Origin of the sequence: Aeromonas sp. FDAARGOS 1410, assembly GCF_019048745.1 — a bacterium.
Classification (GTDB): domain Bacteria; phylum Pseudomonadota; class Gammaproteobacteria; order Enterobacterales; family Aeromonadaceae; genus Aeromonas; species Aeromonas jandaei.
On sequence record NZ_CP077401.1, the window covers coordinates 407,501 to 430,384 of the forward strand.

19 protein-coding genes are annotated in these 22,884 nt (G+C 58.8%); 12 read left to right on the plus strand and 7 right to left on the minus strand.

The annotated features are described in order from the left end of the window. Nucleotides 1-208: 208 nt before the first annotated feature. From hemG to pepQ, 4 genes are read right to left on the minus strand one after another with little or no spacing between them, the layout of a single operon-like run. Nucleotides 209-733, minus strand: coding sequence for a menaquinone-dependent protoporphyrinogen IX dehydrogenase (gene hemG, locus I6L40_RS01920; RefSeq protein WP_071914698.1), 525 nt, complete (start codon nt 731-733; stop codon nt 209-211). Nucleotides 734-740: 7 nt separating this feature from the next. Next, the gene (locus I6L40_RS01925; protein WP_071914700.1) at nt 741-2,198 is read right to left on the minus strand and encodes a TrkH family potassium uptake protein; all 1,458 of its coding nucleotides are present in this window, start codon (nt 2,196-2,198) and stop codon (nt 741-743) included. Nucleotides 2,199-2,236: 38 nt separating this feature from the next. After that, entirely contained in the window at nt 2,237-2,854 is a 618-nt protein-coding gene (locus I6L40_RS01930; RefSeq protein ID WP_071914702.1) for an IMPACT family protein, read from the minus strand. Then, nucleotides 2,854-4,176 (minus strand): Xaa-Pro dipeptidase, encoded by a 1,323-nt coding sequence (pepQ, locus tag I6L40_RS01935; protein WP_216994908.1) that lies wholly within the window; start codon nt 4,174-4,176, stop codon nt 2,854-2,856. The genes I6L40_RS01930 and pepQ overlap by 1 nt, the downstream gene beginning before the upstream one ends. A gap of 191 nt (nt 4,177-4,367) precedes the next feature. On the opposite strand from pepQ, the gene I6L40_RS01940 reads away from it, so the two are divergent. The 6 genes from I6L40_RS01940 (at nt 4,368) to I6L40_RS01965 (ending at nt 13,515) form a co-directional block, all read left to right on the plus strand. Further along, nucleotides 4,368-6,305 carry an acetoacetate--CoA ligase gene (locus I6L40_RS01940; protein ID WP_216994909.1) on the plus strand — a complete coding sequence of 646 codons (1,938 nt, stop codon included), beginning with the start codon at nt 4,368-4,370 and terminating at the stop codon, nt 6,303-6,305. A 204-nt stretch (nt 6,306-6,509) separates the two neighbouring features. Beyond that, on the plus strand, nt 6,510-8,657 hold the full coding sequence (fadB, locus tag I6L40_RS01945) for a fatty acid oxidation complex subunit alpha FadB (RefSeq protein ID WP_216994910.1): 2,148 nt from the start codon (nt 6,510-6,512) through the stop codon (nt 8,655-8,657). Continuing rightward, nucleotides 8,658-9,842 carry an acetyl-CoA C-acyltransferase FadA gene (gene fadA / locus I6L40_RS01950; RefSeq protein WP_201915687.1) on the plus strand — a complete coding sequence of 395 codons (1,185 nt, stop codon included), beginning with the start codon at nt 8,658-8,660 and terminating at the stop codon, nt 9,840-9,842. 265 nt (nt 9,843-10,107) lie between these two features. Next, nucleotides 10,108-10,830, plus strand: coding sequence for a response regulator (locus tag I6L40_RS01955; protein WP_033112852.1), 723 nt, complete (start codon nt 10,108-10,110; stop codon nt 10,828-10,830). Beyond that, nucleotides 10,827-12,269, plus strand: coding sequence for an ATP-binding protein (locus tag I6L40_RS01960; protein WP_041210601.1), 1,443 nt, complete (start codon nt 10,827-10,829; stop codon nt 12,267-12,269). Before I6L40_RS01955 ends, I6L40_RS01960 begins: the two co-directional genes overlap by 4 nt. 7 nt (nt 12,270-12,276) lie before the next feature. After that, nucleotides 12,277-13,515, plus strand: coding sequence for an ABC transporter substrate-binding protein (locus tag I6L40_RS01965; RefSeq protein WP_216994911.1), 1,239 nt, complete (start codon nt 12,277-12,279; stop codon nt 13,513-13,515). 73 nt (nt 13,516-13,588) lie between these two features. Here the strand turns inward: I6L40_RS01965 and I6L40_RS01970 are convergent, their stop codons facing one another. Next, nucleotides 13,589-13,780: a hypothetical protein gene (locus tag I6L40_RS01970; protein ID WP_005339471.1), complete on the minus strand. Its 192-nt coding sequence runs from the start codon at nt 13,778-13,780 to the stop codon at nt 13,589-13,591. A 169-nt stretch (nt 13,781-13,949) separates the two neighbouring features. Between I6L40_RS01970 and tusA the strand changes: the two genes are divergently transcribed. After that, entirely contained in the window at nt 13,950-14,195 is a 246-nt protein-coding gene (gene tusA / locus I6L40_RS01975) for a sulfurtransferase TusA (protein ID WP_005342448.1), read from the plus strand. Between the two features lie 22 nt (nt 14,196-14,217). Further along, nucleotides 14,218-14,565 (plus strand): RidA family protein, encoded by a 348-nt coding sequence (locus I6L40_RS01980; RefSeq protein WP_033112855.1) that lies wholly within the window; start codon nt 14,218-14,220, stop codon nt 14,563-14,565. Between the two features lie 130 nt (nt 14,566-14,695). On the opposite strand, the gene I6L40_RS01985 is transcribed toward I6L40_RS01980, so the two are convergent. Then, on the minus strand, nt 14,696-15,352 hold the full coding sequence (locus I6L40_RS01985) for an OmpA family lipoprotein (protein WP_216994912.1): 657 nt from the start codon (nt 15,350-15,352) through the stop codon (nt 14,696-14,698). A gap of 252 nt (nt 15,353-15,604) precedes the next feature. Here I6L40_RS01985 and I6L40_RS01990 point away from each other — a divergent pair, with 252 nt between their 5' ends. After that, entirely contained in the window at nt 15,605-17,641 is a 2,037-nt protein-coding gene (locus I6L40_RS01990) for a bacteriohemerythrin (protein WP_216994913.1), read from the plus strand. 81 nt (nt 17,642-17,722) lie between these two features. Here the strand turns inward: I6L40_RS01990 and I6L40_RS01995 are convergent, their stop codons facing one another. Beyond that, entirely contained in the window at nt 17,723-18,310 is a 588-nt protein-coding gene (locus I6L40_RS01995; RefSeq protein WP_071914716.1) for a DNA-3-methyladenine glycosylase I, read from the minus strand. Between the two features lie 222 nt (nt 18,311-18,532). Between I6L40_RS01995 and glyQ the strand changes: the two genes are divergently transcribed. The 3 genes from glyQ to I6L40_RS02010 all read left to right on the plus strand — a co-directional run bounded on the left by glyQ (nt 18,533) and on the right by I6L40_RS02010 (nt 22,762). Continuing rightward, nucleotides 18,533-19,456: a glycine--tRNA ligase subunit alpha gene (gene glyQ, locus I6L40_RS02000; RefSeq protein WP_005339464.1), complete on the plus strand. Its 924-nt coding sequence runs from the start codon at nt 18,533-18,535 to the stop codon at nt 19,454-19,456. Nucleotides 19,457-19,465: 9 nt separating this feature from the next. Further along, nucleotides 19,466-21,547, plus strand: coding sequence for a glycine--tRNA ligase subunit beta (glyS, locus tag I6L40_RS02005; RefSeq protein WP_216994914.1), 2,082 nt, complete (start codon nt 19,466-19,468; stop codon nt 21,545-21,547). A 105-nt stretch (nt 21,548-21,652) separates the two neighbouring features. Continuing rightward, complete coding sequence (locus tag I6L40_RS02010; RefSeq protein ID WP_216994915.1) at nt 21,653-22,762, plus strand: GTP pyrophosphokinase family protein; 1,110 nt, start codon at nt 21,653-21,655, stop codon at nt 22,760-22,762. The last annotated feature ends 122 nt before the right edge of the window (nt 22,763-22,884 follow it).

Genomic DNA, 22,884 nt, shown 5'->3' on the forward strand with positions numbered 1-22,884 from the left:
CTTCGCTAGGGAAGCTGGCTCATCAGTCCGGCGTGTTCCGCCGTGCTGGTAGGGGCGCATTATAGGGAGCCGCGCTGGGATGACAAGATGGAAATTGCAAAAAATGGCATTTTTTACTGATTTCCGCTTCAACCGTTGTTTTATTAAACAAAAGCCCCGCATCGGCGGGGCTCTATGGGGCAATAAACCCTATATTCACATCGAATTGCTATCTTTTTGACCAGAATTCGCGTGCAAAGCTGCGCACCTTTTCCCAATCAGTAAATTCGAGGTCTTTACTGGTATCGGTACTACCACCGGTAATCTTCATAATCAGCTGGATAATGCGGGTCTGCCACCAGTTATAGCGAGAGTACTGCAGCGCACCGGCAAACACCCCCAGGGTTTTCGGCTTCCAGGGAGAGAGGCGCAGAAACTTCTTCATATAGGCATTGGTCTGCGGTGTCTGCTTCTCGGGCTTGCGAGCAGTCAGGTTGACGCAGAAGAAGGCGGCATTGGCGACCTCCAGCTGCTCATGGTGGGCATGAATAAAGCTGAGCAGGCTGGGGTGGAAGTTGCCATAGCGGATAGAGGCACCGATCAACACCTTCTTGTACTTGCTGAGATTGCACTTGGGCAGGGTATGCAGATCGTGCATCACCACTTCACATCCCGGCATCTCCTTCAGCATGACATCGATGATTTTGCGGGTTTGACCGTCCCGAGAGGAATAAAGCACCAGAATCTTGTCCATAACAACCTCAACTACGCCAGAATGCAGGGGTAAACAGTACCAGAAGCGTAAAAATTTCCAATCGGCCAAACAACATGGCCAACACCAGCACCCATTGTGCAGCGGGTGAAATATTCCCGAAGTTGGCAGAGACCTCTCCCAGACCTGGGCCTACGTTGGTAAAAGCAGCCGCCACGGCGGTGAATGCGGTCACTTCGTTCAACCCCGTCATCAGCAACAGCAACATGAATATAAAGAAGAGGATGATATAGGTAGCGAAGTAGCCCCACACCGCCTCAACGATGCGCTCGGGCACAGCCCGCTTCCCCAGCTTCAGGGTATAGATAGCTCTGGGGTGAACCAACCGTTTCAGTTCACGCATCCCCTGCATAAAGAGGATCATGAAGCGCATCACCTTGATGCCGCCACCGGTACTGCCTGCACAGCAGCCGATAAAAGCAGAAAACATCAGCAGCATGGGCAGGAAAGAGGGCCAGTCTGCATACGTAGTGGTGCTATAGCCGGTGGTGGTGCCCAGAGAGACCGCTTGGAACAGACCGTGGTTGAGTGCTTCTTGCCAAGTGGCGTAGTGCCCGTGGGTCAGCAAGGCGATAAAGCAGATCATCACCAGGGTCACCTGGATGGCCAGAAAGACCTTGAGCTCTGCGTCATAGAGGTAGCGCCCGAGCCGAACCGGTCGATGGGAAAAGACTGTAAAGTGGAGCGCAAAGTTCACGCTGGCCAGCAGCAGGAACACCACGGTAATCAGGTTGATGACCGGACTGTTGAAAAAACCGATGCTGGCATCGTGGGTAGAGAAACCACCGACCGACAGGGTCGAAAACGAATGACACACCGCATCAAACAGCGTCATCCCGGCCAGCCAGTAGGCCAGTGCACAGAGCGCGGTCAGCAGCAGGTAGATGAACCAGAGCGCCTTGGCCGTTTCGGCGATGCGTGGCGTCACCTTGGTATCCTTGACCGGGCCCGGGATCTCCGCCCGATAGAGCTGCATGCCCCCGATCCCCAGCAGCGGCAGCACAGCGACCGCCAACACTATGATCCCCATCCCCCCCAGCCACTGCAGCAGCTGGCGGTAGAACAGAAACGCCTTGGGCAGATTGTCCAGCCCGGTCAGCACGGTGGCGCCGGTGGTGGTCAGGCCGGAGAAAGATTCAAAGAATGCCTCGGAAACCGACATATGCGGGGTATCGCTCAGAATAAAGGGCACAGCCCCCACGCTACCCAACACTACCCAGAACAGCACCACAATGAGGAAACCCTCTTTCGCTCTGAGCTCCTTCTTGTGATAACGGTTGGGAAACCAGAGCGCGACCCCGAGCAACAGGGCCATGAGGAAAGATTTGATGAACTCGGCGCCGCCACCATCCCGATAACCAAACGCAACCAGCGCTGGCAGCAGCATGGTCGAGCTGAATAGCGCAACCAGCAGGCCAACGATGCGAATAATGCTCAGGGTGTGCATTCCGGCTCCTACTTCAAAACGATAAAGAGCGATGGATTCTAGCCATCTAAAGGCTGAAGGGATACCCGCCCATGGGTTCTGTCGGTCAATTCGCGGTCAACCCGCTCCCAGACCGCAGACTCCCACGCCACCTGCAGGGTGACCTGCTGGCCGTAATCGGCAGCCAGCAGTTCGCCGTTGTGACTGCTTATCAGTGACTCGACCACGCCCATGTCGCCATAGTCGCAATGAATGGAGGAAGGAGTACGCGGCACCTTGAGTTCGGTCACCAGCTGCTTGAGGGCTGCCCCCACGCCGCCGCCATAGGCTTTGACCAGTCCACCGGTGCCAAGCTGGATGCCGCCGTAGTAGCGCACCACCACGGCGCAGATTTCACCGAGCCCCGACCCCATCAACTGGGCCAGGATCGGCTTGCCCGCAGTACCGGAGGGTTCGCCATCATCACTGAAGCCATAGACCTGACTATCTTGCGGTGCGCCCGCCACAAAGGCCCAGCAGTGATGGCGAGCTGTCGGATGTTGACGCTTGATTTCGTTGACCCACCCCTTGGCCGCCTCGACGGTCGGGGTGTGGGCAATCAGGGTAATGAAACGACTCTTCTTGATCTCTTCGCTGAGCTCCAATGGAGCGGCCGGAATGGAGTACGCTGCCGCCATCAGAGCCCTGCTTGTCTGGTCATGTTCTCCACCCCGTTGGCGTGCAGCACGATGTTGTCCTCAATGCGGATACCGCCGAACGGACGCAGTGCCTCCACCTTGTTCCAGTTGACTCGCTTGCCCTGTTCGCCCTGACGCAGCGGCTCCAGCAGGCTGTCGATGAAGTAGAGACCGGGCTCGATAGTGAACACTTGGCCTACCTCCATCACCCGGGTGCAGCGCAAATAGGGGAACTGCTCGGGAGCGGCCAGATGGGTGCCGCGCTCATCCTGCATGAAACCACCCGCATCGTGCACCTGCAGGCCGAGGAAATGGCCGAGACCATGGGGGAAGAAGACGTTGGTCACCCCGGTGTGGATCATCTCGTCTACCGACATATCCACCAACTCGGTCGATTGCAGCAGGCGCGCCAGCTTGTGGTGCATCTGCAGATGCAGCTCACTGTAGCGACGACCCGGTTTGATCTCGCCGATGATCTCCTGCTGCTGCGCATCCAGCGCCGCGATGAGATCGGCAAACTCGCCACGCCGCCACGCCCAGGTACGGGTGATATCGGAGGCATAACCGTGGAAATCGACGCCCGCATCGATCAGGAAGGAGTAACGCTCGGCATCAGGCACCCGCACGGCCGAGAGATGGGTGTAGTGAAGAATGGCCGCATTGCGGTTGATGGCGACGATATTGCCGTAAGGCGCCTCGTTGGCCCCCTGCCCGACCGCCTTCATATAGGCCAGATTGATTTCGAACTCGCTCGCTCCTGCCATAAAAGAGTCCTTGGCCGCGATATGACCACGGACACCGATGCGGTTCGCCTCGCGCAGACACTCCAGCTCGTAGGGAGTCTTGTAGGCACGGTGATAGTGCAGGTAGTTGAGCACCGCCTCCGGATTGGGCTGGGTCAGCCCCAGCAGCTCGGCCACTTCCAGATGACCGCCCAGATAGGCCCACTCCTGCTTGTTGCCCGGCAGATGATCGGCGACTTGTTCCGGTCGGGTCAGGAAGCGGATATCGAAGAACTCGACCCAGAAGGCATTGGGCAGATCCGCCACCTTGTGCCAGAAATCGACCGGACGATAGAACAGCAGGATTGGTTTGTTCACCCCGTCCACCAGCAGCCAGCAGTGGGGATTGTCCAGCACCGGCAACCAGGCCTTGAAGTGCGGGTTTACCTTGAACGGGTAATCCTGATCATCGAGGAATATACGGTGGGTCTGGCCGGAGTGGATGGCCAGCCCGCCAAGTCCCTGTTGCTGCAGGATATCGCGGGTGCGTTGCTGCAAAGTATCGAGATGCTGGGCAAAAAGTTGGCTGTAGCTGCTCATGGCGTCCTGCTCCGAGGTGAATGTGATTGCAGCATAACATCAAGCGCTTGGCGGCTCGACCCGTCAAGCAGCCGCTTCGTGAGGTAACGCATACGTTACAAACGTGTTTGTTATCAACAGAGAACCAGCCGTTAACAAATCAAAAACAATTCAATACACTGCCGGTAGATACATGAAGTCAGGGATTACTCATGGACAACCTCTGCCTGTGGCAACCGGATCCGCTCAGGATGCAGCAATCCAACCTCTACCGCTTTATGGCAGAGGTGAACCGCTTCCACGGCCTGCAACTGCAGGACTATCCGCAGCTGTGGCAATGGTCGGTGGAAAAGACCACCCGCTTCTGGCCGCTGGTGTGGCAGCACTGCGGCGTCAAGGGCGAACTCGGCAACATAGTGGCGGAGAATCGTCAGGATATGCAGCGCACCCGCTGGTTCCCCGACAGCCGCCTCAACTTCGCCGAAAACCTGCTGCGCCGCCAGGACGAGAGCCCGGCCATCATCTCCCGCATCGAAGGGAGCCCAAGCCGCACCCTGAGCTGGCGTGAGCTGGGGGAACAGGTTGCCCGGCTGGCTCAATGGCTGCGCAATCAGGGGATTGGTCGTGGCGATGTGGTTGCCGCCTATCTGCCCAATATCCCGGAAACCGTGGTAGCCATGCTGGCAACCACCAGTCTGGGGGCGATCTGGACCTCCACCAGCCCCGACTTTGGCGAGGCCAGCGTGGTAGAGCGCTTCGGCCAGACCCGGCCGCGAGTGCTGTTTGCGGTGGATGGCTATCGCTACAACGGCAAGGCCATTGATATTCAGGACAAAGTGGCAGGGGTCGTCAGCCAGATCGACAGCATAGAGCAGACGGTGATGATCTCCCTGCTCGGCAACCCGCTGCAGCTTGGTCACGACTGGCAGCAACTGCTGGCAAGTCAACCGGACGCCGGCCTCCAGTTCGAGCCGATGGCTTTCAATGACCCGCTCTACATCCTCTACTCCTCCGGCACCACCGGCAAACCCAAGTGTATCGTGCACGGCATCGGCGGCACCCTGCTGCAACATCTGAAAGAGCACCAGCTGCACTGCGACATCAAGCCCGGGGAGCGCATCTTCTACTTCACCACCTGTGGCTGGATGATGTGGAACTGGCTGGTAAGCGCCCTCGCCTCCGGCGCCACTCTGGTGCTCTACGACGGCTCACCGTTTTATCCGGATGGCAATGTGCTGTGGGATCTCGCCCGCGACGAGCAGGTCGCCCTGTTCGGCACCTCGGCCAAGTATCTCGATGCTCTGCACAAACAGGGTTATGCCCCCATCAACAGCCACGACTTGCCGCACTTGCGGCTGATCTGCAGCACCGGCTCTGTGCTGTCGCCGGAGGGGTTTGACTACGTCTACCAGCAGATAAAGCAGGATGTGCAGCTCAGCTCCATCTCAGGTGGCACCGATATCTGCTCCTGCTTCGTCATCGGCAACCCGCTCAGCCCGGTCTATCGTGGCGAAAGTCAGGGGCGTGGCCTCGGTCTCGCGGTGCAGGTATTCAACGAAGCGGGTCAGCCGGTGCAGGGGGAGAAAGGCGAGCTGGTCTGCACCAAGCCGTTCCCGGCCCAGCCCATCTACTTCTGGGGTGACGAGAACGGCGACAAGTACCACGCCGCCTACTTCGAGCGGTTCGACAACATCTGGTGTCACGGCGACTGGATTGAGCTGACCCCGACCGGCGGCATTCTGTTCTACGGCCGCTCCGACGCCACCCTCAACCCGGGGGGCGTGCGTATCGGCACCAGCGAGATCTATCGCTACGTCGAACGGCTCGACGAAGTGGAAGAGAGCATCGTCATCGGCCAGCAATGGCAGCAGGACGAGCGGGTGGTGCTGTTCGTCAAGCTCAAGGCGGGTTGCAAGCTGGATGAGCCGCTGCGCGAGCGGATCCGCCAGCAAATAAAGCAGCACTGCACCGCCCGCCACGTGCCCGCCCGCATCCTGCAGGTGGATGCCATCCCACGCACCAAGTCCGGCAAGATCGTCGAACTGGCGGTGCGGGAGGTGGTACACAACAGACCCGTCAACAATACTCATGCCCTCGCCGATCCCGAGGTGCTGAACCAGTATCGCAACCGGCCGGAACTGGCCAGTTGATAACAAACTCACATCCATCCGGGGAGCCGCAAGGCGCCTCTCTTTTGCCCGTTTTGTGATGAGGAGCTTTTACTCGAGAACTGTTAAACAAATGTTTTAAATAGGTGTTGAAAATGTCTCCTTTTGGATCAATAGTGAGCCTCGCCCCCTGCTGGGGATTAAGGAGCACCACTCCCCACTGAGTGGGAACAAGGAGACACTCTCATGATCTACCAAGGCGAAACCCTGTCGGTCAGCTACCTCGAAAACGGCATTGCCGAGCTGAGGTTTGATGCCCCGGGTTCAGTCAACAAGCTGGATCGCGCTACCCTGCTCTCCCTGAGCGAAGCGATCGCCGCATTACAACAAGAACGTGAACTAAAAGGTCTGATCCTCACCTCCGGCAAAGACGCCTTTATCGTCGGTGCCGACATTACCGAATTCCTGGAACTGTTCGATCTGCCGCAGGAAGATCTGCTCGGCTGGCTGAAAAAGGCCAACGATATCTTCAACGCCATCGAAGATCTGCCGGTGCCGACCCTCTCCGCCATCAAGGGCCACGCCCTCGGCGGCGGCTGCGAGACCATCCTCTCCACCGACTTCCGTCTGGCCGACACCACCGCCAAAATCGGCCTGCCCGAGACCAAACTCGGCATCATGCCGGGCTTTGGCGGCACCGTCCGTCTGCCGCGGGTGATCGGCGCCGACAACGCGCTCGAGTGGATCACCACCGGCAAGGATTATCGTGCCGATGACGCCCTCAAGGTGGGTGCCATCGATGCCGTGGTCGCCCCTGACGCGCTGCAGAGCGCTGCGCTGCAGATGATCAAGGACGCCATCGCGGGCAAACTGGACTGGCAGAGCCGTCGCGCCGCCAAGAAAGCGCCGCTGCGCCTCTCCAAACTGGAAGCCATGATGAGCTTCACCACCGCCGCTGGCATGGTTGCCGCCGTGGCGGGCAAACACTATCCGGCGCCGATGACCGCGGTGAAAACCGTCGAGGCCGCCGCCGGCATGGGCCGTGACGAAGCGCTGGTCGTTGAGGCACAGGGCTTTATCAAGCTGGCCAAGACCGACGTGGCCAAGGCGCTGGTCGGTATCTTCCTGAACGATCAGCACATCAAGGCACTGGCCAAAAAGGCTGCCAAGCAGGCGAGCAAGGCCACCGGCCATGCCGCCGTACTGGGTGCCGGCATCATGGGGGGCGGCATCGCCTACCAGTCTGCCAGCAAGGGCATTCCGGCGGTGATGAAGGATATCAACGAGAAGGCACTGGCACTTGGCATGGGTGAAGCCACCAAGCTGCTCAACGGTCAACTCGAAAAGGGCCGCATCGACGGCATCAAGATGGGCCAGGTGCTCTCTGCCATTACCCCGACCCTCAGCTATGACAACGTCAAAGGCGTGGACGTAGTGGTCGAAGCCGTGGTCGAGAACCCGAAAGTGAAGGCCGCCGTGCTGGGTGAAGTGGAAGGCGTGATCGGCGAAGACGCCGTGCTCGCCAGCAACACCTCCACCATCCCAATCTCCCTGCTGGCCAAGGGGCTGAAGCGCCCGCAGAACTTCTGCGGCATGCACTTCTTCAACCCGGTGCACCGCATGCCACTGGTGGAGATCATCCGCGGCGAGCAGACCTCCGATGAAACCATCAACCGCGTGGTGGCCTATGCCGCCGCCATGGGCAAGTCCCCGGTAGTGGTCAACGACTGCCCGGGCTTCTTCGTCAACCGGGTGCTGTTCCCCTACTTCTTCGGCTTCAACAAGCTGGTCGCCGATGGCGCCGACTTCGCCGCCGTCGACAAGGTAATGGAGAAGGAGTTCGGCTGGCCCATGGGCCCCGCCTACCTGCTGGACGTGGTCGGCATCGACACCGGTCACCATGCCGGTGACGTGATGGCGCAGGGCTTCCCGGCACGCATGAGCAAGGAAGGCCGCACCGCCATCGACGTGATGTACGAAGTGAACCGCTTCGGTCAGAAGAACGGCAAGGGCTTCTACGCCTACGAGCAGGACAAGAAGGGCAAGCCGAAGAAGGTGGCTGACGCCGCCAGTTACGAGCTGCTGGCCCCCATCGCCAAGCCGAAACAGGATTTCGACAAGGACGCCATCATCGCTCGCATGATGATCCCGATGATCAACGAGGTGGTGCTCTGTCTGGAAGAGGGCATTGTCGCCACGCCAGCCGAAGCCGACATCGCACTGGTCTACGGTCTGGGCTTCCCTCCCTTCCGCGGCGGCGTGTTCCGCTATCTGGACACTATCGGTCTGGATCGCTACGTGGCCATGGCCGACCAGTATGCCGATTTGGGCCCGCTCTACCGCGTCAGCGACAAGCTGCGCGAGATGGCCGCCCAGGGCAAAACCTTCTACTGATTGCGGAAAGGAGATCCATTCATGAAAGACGTAGTCATTGTCGACTGTATCCGGACCCCGATGGGCCGGTCCAAGGGCGGCGCCTTCCGCAACGTGCGTGCAGAAGATCTGTCCGCGCACCTGATGAAATCCATCCTGCTGCGCAACCCCAACCTCGACCCGAACGAGATCGAGGATATCTACTGGGGCTGCGTGCAGCAGACCCTGGAGCAGGGCTTCAACATCGCCCGCAACGCCGCCTTGCTGGCCGGCATTCCGAAGCAGGTGGGGGCGGTCACCGTCAACCGTCTGTGCGGCTCCAGTATGCAGGCGCTGCATGACGCCTCTCGCGCCATTCAGGTAGGTGATGGGGATATCTTCATCATCGGCGGCGTCGAGCACATGGGTCACGTACCGATGAGCCACGGCGTCGACTTCCACCCCGGCATGGCCAAATCGGTGGCGAAAGCCTCCGGCATGATGGGATTGACTGCCGAGATGCTCGGCAAGCTGCACGGCATCAGCCGTCAGCAGCAGGACGAGTTTGCCGCCCGCTCCCACCGCCGTGCCCACGCGGCCACCGTGGAAGGACGTTTTGCCAAGGAGATCGTCGGGCTGGAAGGCCATGACGCCAGCGGCGCCCGCTTCTTCTACGACTACGACGAGGTGATCCGCCCGGAGACCACGGTCGAAACCCTGAGCCAGCTGCGCCCGGTGTTTGACCCGGTCAACGGCACCGTCACCGCTGGCAGCTCCTCGGCCCTGTCCGATGGCGCCGCCGCCATGCTGGTGATGAGCGCGGATCGCGCCAAGGCCCTCGGCCTCACGCCGCGCGCCAAGGTACGTGCCATGGCCATCGCTGGCTGTGACGCTGCCATCATGGGTTACGGCCCGGTTCCGGCGACCCAGAAGGCGCTCAAACGGGCCGGTCTGACCATCGGTGACATCGACCTGTTCGAGCTGAACGAGGCGTTTGCCGCCCAGTCCCTGCCCTGCGTGAAAGATTTGGGTCTGCAGGATCAGGTGGACGAGAAGGTGAACCTGAACGGCGGCGCCATTGCGCTGGGTCACCCGCTCGGCTGCTCCGGTGCGCGCATCTCCACCACCCTCATCAATCTGATGGAGGAGAAGGATGCCACGCTGGGGGTTGCCACCATGTGTATCGGTCTGGGTCAGGGCATCGCCACCGTATTCGAGCGAGTGTAATCCACAAGCAACTCGATCGAATATCAACGTTTTCGGGGCCGGCATGACCGGCCCCTTTTCAAATCTGAGGCCATCGCCACACGGGGTACTGGCCTGTAGTCGGATGCTGGGTATTGGCCGTCCCGTTTGGGTCGGCCTTTTTTCGTTTTAAACCCGGCAATGGGTGGTTATTGCTCCAAACCTCACATTAGATAGGGGGCTTGCTTGCTTTTTGCTCCCCCGACAGGTTCAATCTGCACAAAAAAATGGGTGGATGCACATACATATGTCAATGAGCAAACAACTGCTGATCGTCGATGACGACCAAGAGATCCGCGAGCTGCTCAATGAATACCTGACCCGGGCGGGCTTTCAGGTATTGACGGCGGCAGAGGGTAACGAGATGCGCGAGCAACTCGCCCAGCACAGCCCGGACCTGATCATTCTGGACATCATGATGCCCGGCGAGGATGGCTTTACCCTCTGCCAGCAGATCCGTCGCACCTCCCAGGTGCCCATCATCATGCTGACTGCGGCTTCCGACGAGGCGGATCGGGTGATCGGCCTCGAACTCGGCGCCGATGACTACATCGCCAAGCCCTTCAGCCCGCGTGAACTGCAGGCCCGCATCAAGGCCTTGCTGCGCCGCGCCGAATTTCGCCAGCCGGAAAAAGAGAAAGAGCCAAGCCGTCGCCTGCGCTTCGCCGAGTGGACCCTGGATACCCTGAGCCACCAGCTGACCCACGAAGATGGCAGCCTGCTGGATCTTTCCGGCAGCGATGCCATGCTGCTCGGCATGTTCCTGCAACAGCCCGGCGTGGTGCTGGATCGGGATACCATCTCCGATGCCACCCGCGGCCGCGAAAGCCTGCCGATGGAACGTGGCATCGACGTACAGATCAGCCGCCTGCGCCAGAAGCTGGGCGACAATGGCAAGAGCCCGCGCATCATCAAGACCATCCGCGGTAGCGGCTACATGCTGATCGCCGAGGTACACGAACTGCCATGAGCAACAAGTGGTCCTGGGGGGCGCTGGTGCCCCGCTCTCTGCTGTCGCGGATGATCCTGCTGCTGTTGCTGGCCATCCTGCTCTCCCAGACCATACTGACCGGCATCTGGATGCAGCAGATCCAGAAGCGGGAGCTGGAAGGGATGCTCAGCACCACCCGCAACCTCGCCATGTCTGCCGCCTCCACCGTCAACTTCTTCAAATCCCTGCCGCTGCAATATCGCCACATCGCCCTCGACCAGCTGCGCAACATGGGCGGCAGCCGCTTCTTCGTCTCGCTGAACGAAGAGGAGATCCACATCAACGCCATCCCCGACAGCGAACGCAAGACGCAGGTGCTGGAGGAGGTGCAGGGAGTGCTGACCCGCAAGCTCTCCGATGCCATGGCGATAAAGGTGGACTTCTCGCGACCCGAAGATCTCCACGTATTCAACAACGACACCCTGCTGGCGGATCTTCCCTCCTCCTGGGCGCGCTACACCCTGTCGCTCGAGCCCATCAATCCGCCGGTGCTGGTGACCCAGATCGAGATCGAAAAGGGGGAGTGGCTCTATCTGGCGGCCCTGCTGCCCGCCCCCTACATGACCTTGGATGACACCGTCATGCCGAGCAACCAGGTGCGCTTCATCGCCCTGATGACGGTGTTCCTCTGCTTCTTCACCTTTATGCTGGTGCGCTGGCAGACCCGGCCACTGCGCCGGCTGGCCAAAGCGGCGGTCAACCTCGGCAAGGATATCGACCAGCCTTCGCTCAAGGAGGAGGGCGCCTCCGAGATCGTGGCAGCGACCCGCGCCTTCAACATCATGCAGCACCGAATCCGCCGCTATATCGATGATCGGGAGCGGCTGTTCAGCTCGATTTCCCACGACCTCAAGACCCCCATCACCCGGCTGCGGCTGCGAGTCGAGTTGCTCGACGACGAGGTTCAGATCGCCAAGTTCAACAAGGACCTCGACGAACTCGAGCTGATGGTGAAAGGGGCGCTGCAGACGGTCAAAGAGACCGACATCCACGAGAACATCGAAGAGATCGACATCAACGCCCTGCTGGAGCAGATGGCCGAGTCGCTCAACCTCCACGACGAACGTCTCACCATCGAGGGGCACTGCAAGTGGCCCTACCGCGGCAAGCTGCTGGCTCTCAAGCGCTGCATCGGCAATCTGGTGGACAACGGCATCAAATATGGCCAGCGGGTACGCATCATCATCATGGATGACGAGGAGATGCTGATCCTCTTCATCATGGATGAGGGCCCCGGCCTGCCGGATGACCAGTTCGAGCGCATCTTCGAGCCCTATTACCGACTCAGCACGGATCAGGCCGGCACCGGCCTCGGGCTCGGCATCGCCCGCAACATCGCCCACGCCCACGGCGGCGATCTGGTGCTGGAAAATCGTCCGCAAGGTGGTCTGCAGGCCACCCTCTCACTGCCAAGGTAGTCTTCTCATGAAGTGGTTCCCTCTCCCCCTGCTCGCCCTGCTCTCCGGTTCTGTCTGTGCCTCCCAGGTGGAGGTGCTGCACTGGTGGACCTCCGGCGGCGAAGCGCAGGCGGTCGAAGTGCTCAAATCGGAGTGGATCGCCAAGGGCAACCAGTGGAATGACTTCGCGGTACAGGGCGGTGGTGGCAAGAGCGCCATGACGGTGCTGAAAAGCCGGGCGCTGGCAGCCAACCCGCCGGAGGCGGCCCATCTCAAGGGGTTTGAGCTCAAGGAGTGGGCCGGGCTCGGTTTTTTGCGCGACCTCACCCCCATGGCGGAGCACCTCGGCTGGTACAGCCAGATGCCGCCTATGGTGCGGGCCACCCTCAGCCAGAACGGCGCCCTGATGGCGGTGCCTACCGGTATCCACCGGGTCAACTGGTTATGGCTCAACCGCAAGGTGTTCGAGCAACAAAAACTCACCCCTCCCACCGACTGGGCCCAGTTCGTGACGGTCGCCGACAAGCTTAAAAAACGGGGCATCACTCCGCTCGCCATCGGTAACGAGCCCTGGCAGCTGGCCGTCCTGTTTGAAACGGTGGCGCTCGGTGAAGGGGGCAAGCAGTTCTATCGCAAAGCCTTTGTGGAACAGGACAGCGCCACCCTGACCGGCCCTGACATGGTACGGGTCCTGACCCGCTTCCAGCAGCTGCGCGCCTACGTCCCGCAAAAGTACGCCGGACTGAAATGGCATCAGGCCACCAATCTGCTGGAAAGCGGCGGGGCAGCCATGCAGGTGATGGGTGACTGGGTGAAGGGGGAGCTGCTCGCCGGCAACTACCGGCCGGGCGAAGATATCGAATGCCTGCCAAGCCCCGGCAGCACCGGGCTATTCAGCTACAACCTCGACTCCATCGCCATGTTCAAACAGCGGGATCCGGCCCAGCTGCAGGCGCAGGGGGAGCTGGCCCAGCTGCTGATGACGCCGAAGTTTCAGGAGGAGTTCAACCGGGTGAAGGGGTCGATCCCGGCGCTGACCAAACCCAACATGAGCAAGTTTGATCGCTGCGCCATCCGCTCCTATCAGGATTTCCTCCATGCCGAACAACAGGACAATCTGCTGCCCAGCATGGCAGAGGGGATGGCCACGCCCACCAATATGCGTCAGGCGATTCTGGATGTGCTGAGCAACTTCTTCAACGATCCCAAAGCCAACCCGCAGCAGACAGCGCTGCATCTGGAGCGGGCGATGCGCTCGACCCGCTGATCCGGGCTACTGGCCAATCGACAGAAATGACAAAGGCGGATTGCTCCGCCTTTGTTGTTGAATCGTCATCAAGTCAGGATTGATCGTTTTCGTCCTCATCCTCGTCATAGTAATCGCTGAGCTCGATCCAGAGCCCCAGCCCGACCATCACCATGGAACCGAACCAGGTACCGGTATTCCCGATCGGGCTGCCCATCACTATCATGGCGAAGGACAAGAACCCCATGCCTGCATAGGCCTGCAATCTGCCGTAGGAGACCTGCATATTCACCTCCTTGTTGAATATGGTTCAATTTTTATATTACTCGCCCGGCAGGCGCTGGATAGTCCGCAATAACATTTTGGTTACATATGCTGTTAGACAGGCCAATGGTTTGCTTATTTTTTAGCCCTGAGTATCATTGACAGCCGAATAGGTTGAAGGTTGATGATAGATGAGTGATTTATTCTGCGATGCAACTCACGAGTTGGACGCAATCGGGCTTCGTTGCCCGGAGCCTGTGATGATGGTGCGTAAAAAAGTGCGGCTGATGGCTGATGGGGAGACCCTGCTGGTCAGTGCCGACGATCCCTCAACCACCCGCGACATCCCCAGTTTCTGCCGCTTTATGGATCACACTCTGGTCGCCAGCGAGACAGAGCAGGCCCCCTACCGTTATCTGATCCGCAAGGGTCAATAATTCCCCGTTTCCGGAGCACGCCATGACAACCATTACCCGAATCGGCACCACCCAGCGTTGGTCTGACGTCGTCATTCACAACGGCACCCTCTATGTGGTGGAAGTCCCCGTCAGCGAAGAGGCCGACATCCACCAGCAGACCCGCGAAGTGCTGACCAGCCTGCAACGCCTGCTGGAAGCCAACGGCTCCGGCGTCGACAAGATCCTGATGGCCAACATCTATCTGAAAGACATTGGCGATATCGCCGCTTTCAACGAGCAGTGGGATGCCTGGATCCCGGCAGGCACCGCACCGGTACGCGCCTGTGTACAAGCCCGTCTGGCCCACGAAGGGTACAAGGTGGAAGTGCAGCTGACTGCGGCTGTCTAAGAGGCGGTTCTTCCCCTCATACCCGGCTCTTCTCCCACAAGGGGAACAGGGAGCCATTGCTCGCAACGGCTCCAATAGAAAGGCCCCGCCATCACTGGCGGGGCCTTTTCGTTACCGAAACCCGAGCGACTTAGGCAGTCGGGGTCAGGGTAATGGTGACGCGGCGGTTCTGGGCTTTGCCGGCTGCGGTGCTGTTGCTGGCAATCGGCTGATCCGGGCCTACACCAGTGGTCGCGATACGGCTGCCTGCAACACCGTGACCAATCAGCTGGGCGGCAACGGCATCGGCACGCTCGCGGGAGAGCTTCATGTTCAGATCGCGGGAACCGGTGCTGTCGGTGTGACCGACTACGTTCAGGCGAGTCTTGTCGAACTCGGCAACCACCATGGCCACGCCGGACAGGGTGTTGGCACCGGCCGCTTTCAGCTGGGAGCTGGAGCTGTCGAAGGTGACGTTGTTCGGCATGTTGAGGATCAGATCGTTGCCATTACGGGTAACGCTGACGCCAGTGCCCTGCAGCTTCTCGCGCAGCTTGGCCTCCTGCACATCCATGTAGTAACCGATACCGCCGCCCAGCGCGGCACCGGCGGCCACGCCAGTCAGGATACCCTTCTTGCGGTCACCCTTGCTGGAGGAGAGCGCGCCTACTGCGGCACCGGCAGCGGCACCGGCCAGCGCGCCCCAGGCGCCCTTGGAGGTCTGGGATTCGCCAGTGTAGGGGTTGGTGGTACAGCCACTCAGGGCAACGGCGAGTGCAACAGCGGGAACCAGAGTCTTGAAATGCATGAAAAAACCTCAAAGAAACAACTCGATAAACTGAAGGGCGGCATTCTACCCCAGAGGTGTGCCAAGGTGTGACGTCAGCAGAAAGAGAGTCACACCGGGCAGAAAAGGGCAGTATCGGTCATTGAACTTGCTCTTCCCTGAACCAGAGGGGAAAACCTGATGACGAGACAGGATATGTGATGAAAGGCAGGCCGTTGGGTGGCTCCATTGACTACTATTGAAGGTACTGTCAATAGGGCATCCGAGGGTTCCATGTCTTCACTGCTTCGCAATATATCGATCCGGCGCCTGCTGCTGGGGGCAAGCCTCATCATCTTGCTGACCATGGTACTGAGCAACATCTGGCGCAGCACATTGACCAGCCAGCTCGGACTGCTACCGGGCGAAGTCATCAAGATCACCAACGCCCAGATAGCGCTGCAGGAGCTGCGTTACCACACTACCCAGGTACAACAATTCCTCACCGATGCCGCCGTATCGGGGGAGCAGGACTCCATCGGCGAGGCAGAGCAGCATGCTCAGGCGGCTCGTCAGCTACTCGACACCCTGCCCCGGTTGCAGAGTGCCCTCACCCCCCTGCTGACCCGTCAGCTGGATGTGGGCAAGCGAATGGTCGATGCCTATCTCAAAGAGGGACGTGAGGCGGGCAACCGCCTGATGAAAGAGCCGGATCAGGGCTTCGATGCGCTGACCGATAGCATATCCAGCGCTGTCGAACAGGCGCTCGAACAGCAGCGGCAACAACTGCAGCAGCAGGAGCGGGCCATTGAAAATCAGAACCAGACCCTGCAGAGCCAGGATATGATCCTGCTGGTCGTCAGCCTGGCCGTTATCATGCTGATGCTGCTGCTGATCCACCTCAAAACCGTGCAGCCCCTGCAGCAGCTGATGGCACAGCTGGTCGAGCTGGCCAATCGCAGCCACAATCTCACCTTCCGGCTGCGCATTCAGGGGCAGGACGAATTCGCCTATCTGGCCAAGGTGTTCAACCGCTTCCTCGACAATATCGACAGCCTGATCGGCTCGGTGCAGCAGGTTTCCCACAAGACCCATGACAAGATGGCTCTGCTGATGAACCACTCCGGCAGCACCTTCAACAGCATGCAACAAGCCCAGCAAAACACCGACATGCTGGCGGCCGCCATCAACGAGATGACCGCCACCGTCCACAACATCGAGCACAACACCGAGCAGGCCAGTCAGGATACCCTGCTCACCCAGCAGCAGGCCCACGATGGCCAGCAGCAGGTGAGCCAGACCATCGCCCTGATCCGTCAGGTCGCTGACCACATCGAGCAATCCGCCGGTGAAGTGACCCAGCTGGATCAGGAGAGCACCCAGATCGGCAACATCTTGCAGGTGATCCGCACCATCTCGGAACAGACCAACCTGCTGGCCCTCAACGCTGCCATCGAGGCGGCCCGGGCTGGCGAACAGGGGCGTGGCTTTGCGGTGGTGGCCGACGAGGTGCGCCAGCTGGCCATCCGTACCCAGGCGGCCACCGTCGATATCCAGCAGCGGATCGAAGCGTTGCAGAACAACACCCGCCATGCGGTCAACACCATGCACACTACCCGCAATGTCAGCGAGCAGGCGGTCAATCAGGCGGCCGGCACCGGCGAAACTCTGGGAGCCATCGTCGAGGCGATCACCCGGGTAGCCGACATGAACGGCCAGATCGCCACCGCCGCGGAGCAGCAGGCCAAGGTGACCGAAGAGACCAACCGCAACGTCATGCTGGTCGCCAACATCGCCCGCGAGTGTCTGGACCTTTCGCGCGAGAGCCGCACCCACACCCGGGATCTCAATCAGGCCAATGAGGAGATCCGTCTGGTCAGCGATCAGTTCGAGGTCAACTCAAAAGCGCTCAACGGCAACGAGCAAGATCTGCTGCACTGGAACGAATCCTTTATGGTCAACGTACCGAGCGTGGACCGCCAGCATCAGGGGTTGTTCGAGGCGATGAACCGCTTCTACCACGCCGTCCGTGACAACAGCTCGCCCCAGCAGCGCAAACAGCGGCTGGACGAGCTGCTCAAGCTGGCGACCCAGCACTTTGCCGATGAAGAGAAGAGCATGGAGCAGGCCTGCTACCCCGACCTGCAACGCCACAAGCAGGAGCATGCCAAGCTGCTGGCCGAGCTGGGCGCCCTGATCCGCCGCGAAGGGGGCGACGAGCAGGAGCGCAATATGGAGATGATCATCTTCCTCAAGAACTGGCTGCTCAACCACATCTTCCGGGTGGACAAGCAGTACAGCGACTGCATGATCAAGGCGGGGGTGAAGTAACCCTCCTTCACCTTGCCAGCAACCGGACAATGCCAGTCAGCCATGACTGGCATTGTTGTTTTCGGGGCCGGTTTGACAGAACTATGTGCGGGGCTGACGGGTGGCCTGCTGGCATTCGGCGTGGCAAGGACAGCTGACCAGATGATCGTTGACCATCCCCACCGCCTGCATAAAGGCGTAGCAGATAGTGCTGCCGACGAAGGTAAAGCCGCGTTTCTTGAGCGCTTTCGACATGGCATCCGACTCCGGCGAGGTCGCCGGAATATCGCCATTGCCCTGGCGCTGGTTGACGATGGGGGCGCCGCCCACGAAGCCCCACAGATAATCGACGAAGTCGATGCCCTCGGCCTCCAGCGCCAGCAGGGCGCGGGCGTTTTTGATGATCGACTGTACCTTGAGCCGGTTGCGGATAATGCCGCTGTCCTGCATCAGCCGCTCCACATCCTGCTCGTCGAACTGCACGATACGCTGCGGATCAAAGTCGGCATAGGCGCGGTAATAGCTCTCGGTGCGCTTGAGAATAGTGATCCACGACAGTCCCGCCTGCTGGCCGTCGAGGCAGAGCTTGGCAAACAGCTCGCGGGCGTCATAGACCGGCCTGCCCCACTGTTTGTCATGGTATTCAATATATTCCGGGTCTTTGGTCACCCAGGCGCAGCGCAGTTCCATTTCCTCTCCCCTGTTATTTCAGCGGTTTGCCCGACCCTGCCCACTCAGCAGGCGGCACTGCTCACATCATATACCGGACAGCCCGCCCGACCAGCCAGAGCGCAGCACCATCCCGCGAATCCGCTGCAATTTCGCCTATTATCCGACCATGCCAGACGGTATACTCCCTCGGTTCACATTCAGCAAATCTTGCTCTGATTTTCATTTCGCGCGAAAAAAATTATGCAAAAATTCGATGTCAAAACCTTTCAGGGCCTGATCCTGCAGCTGCAGGACTATTGGTCCCGCCAGGGCTGTACCATCATTCAGCCGCTGGATATGGAAGTGGGTGCCGGTACTTCCCACCCCATGACCTGTCTGCGTGCCCTGGGCCCGGAGCCCATCGCCTGCGCTTACGTGCAACCGTCCCGCCGTCCGACTGACGGCCGCTACGGTGAAAACCCGAACCGCCTGCAGCACTACTACCAGTTCCAGGTGATCATCAAGCCTTCCCCCGACAACATTCAGGAACTCTATCTGGGCTCCCTGAAAGAGCTGGGTATGGATCCTGAAATCCACGACATCCGCTTCGTGGAAGACAACTGGGAAAACCCGACTCTGGGTGCCTGGGGTCTGGGTTGGGAAGTGTGGCTGAACGGCATGGAAGTGACCCAGTTCACCTACTTCCAGCAAGTTGGCGGCCTCGAGTGCAAGCCGGTCACCGGCGAGATCACCTACGGTCTCGAGCGTCTGGCCATGTACATTCAGGGCGTCGACAGCGTCTACGATCTGGTCTGGTCTGACGGCCCGCTGGGCAAGACCACCTATGGCGACGTGTTCCACCAGAACGAAGTGGAGCAATCCACCTACAACTTCGAACACGCCGATGTGGAGTTCCTGTTCCACTGCTTCGAGCAGTACGAGAAGGAAGCCCAGAATCTGCTGGCACTGGAAAAACCGCTGCCGCTGCCTGCCTACGAGCGCATTCTCAAAGCCGCTCACTCCTTCAACCTGCTGGATGCCCGCAAGGCCATCTCGGTCACCGAGCGTCAGCGCTACATCCTGCGCATTCGCACCCTGACCAAGGCCGTGGCAGAGGCATACTACGCCTCCCGCGAAGCGCTGGGCTTCCCTATGTGTCAGCGCAGTGAGAACAAGCAAGGTTAAGGAACGGACATGGCACAACATACATTTCTGGTAGAGATCGGTACTGCTGAGCTGCCGCCCAAAGCCCTGCGCTCCCTGGCCGAAGCCTTTGCCGACAACTTCAAAGCCGAACTGACCAAGGCCGATCTGGCCTTTGGCGACGTTGAGTGGTTTGCTTCACCGCGCCGTCTGGCGCTGAAGGTAAGCGAGCTGGCTGGCGAACAGCCGAGCAAGAGCGTCGAGAAGCGCGGCCCGGCCGTGGCTCAGGCATTCGATGCCGAAGGCAAGCCGACCAAGGCTGCCGAAGGCTGGGCCCGTGGCAACGGCATCAGCGTTGAGCAGGCCGAGCGTCTGGTCACCGACAAGGGTGAGTGGCTGGTTCACACCGCCAAGGTCGAAGGCCGTCCGGCCAAAGAATTGCTGGGCGAACTGGTCGCCTCCGCACTGGCCAAACTGCCGATCCCGAAAATGATGCGCTGGGGCGACAAGACCATCCAGTTCGTGCGTCCGGTCTTCACCGTGACCCTGCTGCTGGATGGCGAGCTGGTTCCTGCTCACATTCTGGGTATCGACTCTGCCCGCACCCTTCGCGGTCACCGCTTTATGGGCGAGAGCGAGTTCACCATCGACAACGCCAGCCAGTACCCGCAGATCCTGCAGGAGCGCGGCATGGTGATTGCCGACTTCATGGCGCGCAAGGCCAAGATCAAGGCTGACGTCGAAGCGGCCGCTGCCGCCTTCGGTGGCGTTGCCGATCTGGACGACGCCCTGCTGGAAGAAGTGACCGCACTGGTCGAGTGGCCGGTGGTGCTGACCGCCAACTTCGAAGAGAAGTTCCTGGCCGTTCCGGCCGAGGCGCTGGTTCACACCATGAAGGGTGACCAGAAGTACTTCCCGGTCTACGACAAGAACGGCAAGCTGCTGCCGAAGTTCATCTTCGTCACCAACATCGAGTCCAAAGATCCGAGCCAGATCATCAGCGGCAACGAGAAGGTGGTTCGCCCCCGTCTCTCAGACGCCGAGTTCTTCTTCAAGACCGACCTCAAGCAGACTCTGGCCTCTCGCCTGCCGCGCCTTGAAACCGTGCTGTTCCAGCAACAGCTGGGCACCGTCAAGGCCAAGGTCGAGCGCATCGAGACCGTCGCCGGCTTTATCGCCGAGCGCATCAGTGGTGGCGATAGTGCCGTCGTGACTCAGGCCCGCCGTGCCGGTCTGCTCTCCAAGTGTGACCTGATGACCAACATGGTCGGCGAGTTCACCGACACCCAGGGTGTCATGGGGATGCACTACGCCCGTCACGATGGCGAAGACGAAGCAGTGGCCTTGGCCCTCAACGAGCAGTACATGCCGCGCTTTGCCGGCGATGCCCTGCCGTCCGGTCTGGTTGCCTGCGCCGTCGCGCTGGCCGACAAGTTCGACACCCTGGCCGGTATCTTCGGCATCGGCATGCTGCCGAAGGGTGACAAGGACCCGTTCGCCCTGCGTCGCGCCGCCATCGGTGCCCTGCGCATCATGACCGAGAAGCAGCTGGATCTGGATCTGGTTGAACTGGTTGAAGAAGCGGTACGCGTCTACGGCGACAAGCTGACCAACAAAACCGTCGTCACCGACGTGGTCGACTTTATGCTGGGCCGCTTCCGCGCCGCCTATCAGGACGAAGGCATCGGTGCCGACGTGGTGCTGGCCGTACTGGCCCGCCGCCCGACCCGTCCGCTCGACTTCGATCGTCGCGTCAAGGCCGTCAGCCACTTCCGCACCCTGGATGCCGCACTGGCACTGGCTGCCGCCAACAAGCGCGTGAGCAACATTCTGGCCAAGGTCGAAGGCGAACTGCCGACTGCCGTCAAACCGGAACTGCTGGTCGATGCCGCCGAGAAGGCGCTGGCCACCCAGGTTGCCGAACTGCAAGCCGAACTGGCCCCGCTGTTCGCAGCCGGCGACTATCAGGCTGCCCTCACCCGTCTGGCCGCCCTGCGCGAGCCGGTCGATACCTTCTTCAACGAAGTGATGGTGATGGCCGACGACGAGGCCCTCAAGGCCAACCGTCTGGCGCTGCTGAACAACCTGCGCAACCTGTTCCTGCAAGTCGCGGATATCTCCCTGCTGCAGTGATCTTGGTTGGGTTTTTGATAAGAAAGCGGCGCCACAGGGCGCCGTTTTTTAAGAAAATGGCCTTAGATTAGTTTTAAGAATGAATTTTATTTAGGGATATATTAAATGAGTGAGCATCAAGAAATAATTAACTCATATGAAGAACAACAAGGCGTTTATTTATCTCTTGAAAAAATCACCAGCAGTCTAATATCAACGTTATTAAATAACCAATCTCTTCATATCCACTCTATCTCTAGCAGAACAAAAAGCATAGATAGTCTTCGTGGCAAGATAAATAGGCCTGAGAAGAATTATAACTCACTAACCGACATTACAGACATTGTTGGAATCCGAATAACAACATACTTTTCGGACGAGTTAGATAGAGTTTCAGACCTTATAAAAGCTGAATTTGATGTTGACAACCAAAACTCAATAGACAAAAGAAAATCCCTAGAACCTGACAGGTTTGGATATATGAGCTTACATATTATAGCCAAACATAAGTCTATGAGAACGACTTTACCTGAATATCGTCAATTCAATGGAATTAGGTTTGAAATACAAATCAGGTCAATACTTCAACATGCATGGGCTGAAATTGAACATGACCTTGGTTATAAGTCAGAAATTGAAATACCTGACGTAGTCAGAAGAAAATTTTCAAGACTATCAAGTCTACTTGAGCTGGTGGATGACGAGTTCGTTTCTATAAAAAAAACTATCTCCACATATATTGACAGCCTGCCTAACAAACTAACTAGCGCACCAACTGAAGTAACTCTAAATATAGATTCACTCAAAGCTTTCATAATGACCACCGCAGAAGTAACAGCGCTAGAAGAAAGCATGAGCACTGTATTTAATTGCCCTATTATAGATTCCGATTCAGAGTTGTTATCCGTTCATCTAGAACGTTTAAAAAACATGAATATAAATACTATAGGTGAATTATCAAACTTATACAGTGAATATCATCAAGACATAATTCCATTTTTAACACTATGGCTGAATGAAGAATCACCTTCATCTAAAAACAGAACAGCTATTCGACATGGAATATCACTGCTATATATAACATACATTCATTTACTTAATGTTGGCAATCAAGAGTTGACTGAAAAAGTTTTGCGTAACTTTATAGCAAGAGATGGGAAGGATATTTCTGTTCGCTTGAATGAGGTGTGGGCTGCGTATAAAGGAAATTATGCAGCTAATAATAATGTAACGTAACTTAGAATTCACAAATATCGTCTCTCCATCTATCACGGCCAGCCAAATTCCCCCTCCGGCTGGCCGCCTCTGTTGCACGGCAACATCCGCAACCAAGGCCATTCGATCGTCCGATTACGCTG

Excerpts from the sequence above, each read along its gene's own strand:
- hemG (WP_071914698.1), bottom strand. The coding sequence starts at position 733 with ATGGACAAGATTCTGGTGCTTTATTCCTCTCGGGACGGTCAAACCCGC.
- I6L40_RS01925 (WP_071914700.1), bottom strand. The coding sequence starts at position 2,198 with ATGCACACCCTGAGCATTATTCGCATCGTTGGCCTGCTGGTTGCGCTA.
- I6L40_RS01930 (WP_071914702.1), bottom strand. The coding sequence starts at position 2,854 with ATGGCGGCAGCGTACTCCATTCCGGCCGCTCCATTGGAGCTCAGCGAA.
- pepQ (WP_216994908.1), bottom strand. The coding sequence starts at position 4,176 with ATGAGCAGCTACAGCCAACTTTTTGCCCAGCATCTCGATACTTTGCAG.
- I6L40_RS01940 (WP_216994909.1), top strand. The coding sequence starts at position 4,368 with ATGGACAACCTCTGCCTGTGGCAACCGGATCCGCTCAGGATGCAGCAA.
- fadB (WP_216994910.1), top strand. The coding sequence starts at position 6,510 with ATGATCTACCAAGGCGAAACCCTGTCGGTCAGCTACCTCGAAAACGGC.
- I6L40_RS01955 (WP_033112852.1), top strand. The coding sequence starts at position 10,108 with ATGTCAATGAGCAAACAACTGCTGATCGTCGATGACGACCAAGAGATC.
- I6L40_RS01960 (WP_041210601.1), top strand. The coding sequence starts at position 10,827 with ATGAGCAACAAGTGGTCCTGGGGGGCGCTGGTGCCCCGCTCTCTGCTG.
- I6L40_RS01965 (WP_216994911.1), top strand. The coding sequence starts at position 12,277 with ATGAAGTGGTTCCCTCTCCCCCTGCTCGCCCTGCTCTCCGGTTCTGTC.
- I6L40_RS01970 (WP_005339471.1), bottom strand. The coding sequence starts at position 13,780 with ATGCAGGTCTCCTACGGCAGATTGCAGGCCTATGCAGGCATGGGGTTC.
- tusA (WP_005342448.1), top strand. The coding sequence starts at position 13,950 with ATGAGTGATTTATTCTGCGATGCAACTCACGAGTTGGACGCAATCGGG.
- I6L40_RS01980 (WP_033112855.1), top strand. The coding sequence starts at position 14,218 with ATGACAACCATTACCCGAATCGGCACCACCCAGCGTTGGTCTGACGTC.
- I6L40_RS01985 (WP_216994912.1), bottom strand. The coding sequence starts at position 15,352 with ATGCATTTCAAGACTCTGGTTCCCGCTGTTGCACTCGCCGTTGCCCTG.
- I6L40_RS01990 (WP_216994913.1), top strand. The coding sequence starts at position 15,605 with ATGTCTTCACTGCTTCGCAATATATCGATCCGGCGCCTGCTGCTGGGG.
- I6L40_RS01995 (WP_071914716.1), bottom strand. The coding sequence starts at position 18,310 with ATGGAACTGCGCTGCGCCTGGGTGACCAAAGACCCGGAATATATTGAA.
- glyQ (WP_005339464.1), top strand. The coding sequence starts at position 18,533 with ATGCAAAAATTCGATGTCAAAACCTTTCAGGGCCTGATCCTGCAGCTG.
- glyS (WP_216994914.1), top strand. The coding sequence starts at position 19,466 with ATGGCACAACATACATTTCTGGTAGAGATCGGTACTGCTGAGCTGCCG.
- I6L40_RS02010 (WP_216994915.1), top strand. The coding sequence starts at position 21,653 with ATGAGTGAGCATCAAGAAATAATTAACTCATATGAAGAACAACAAGGC.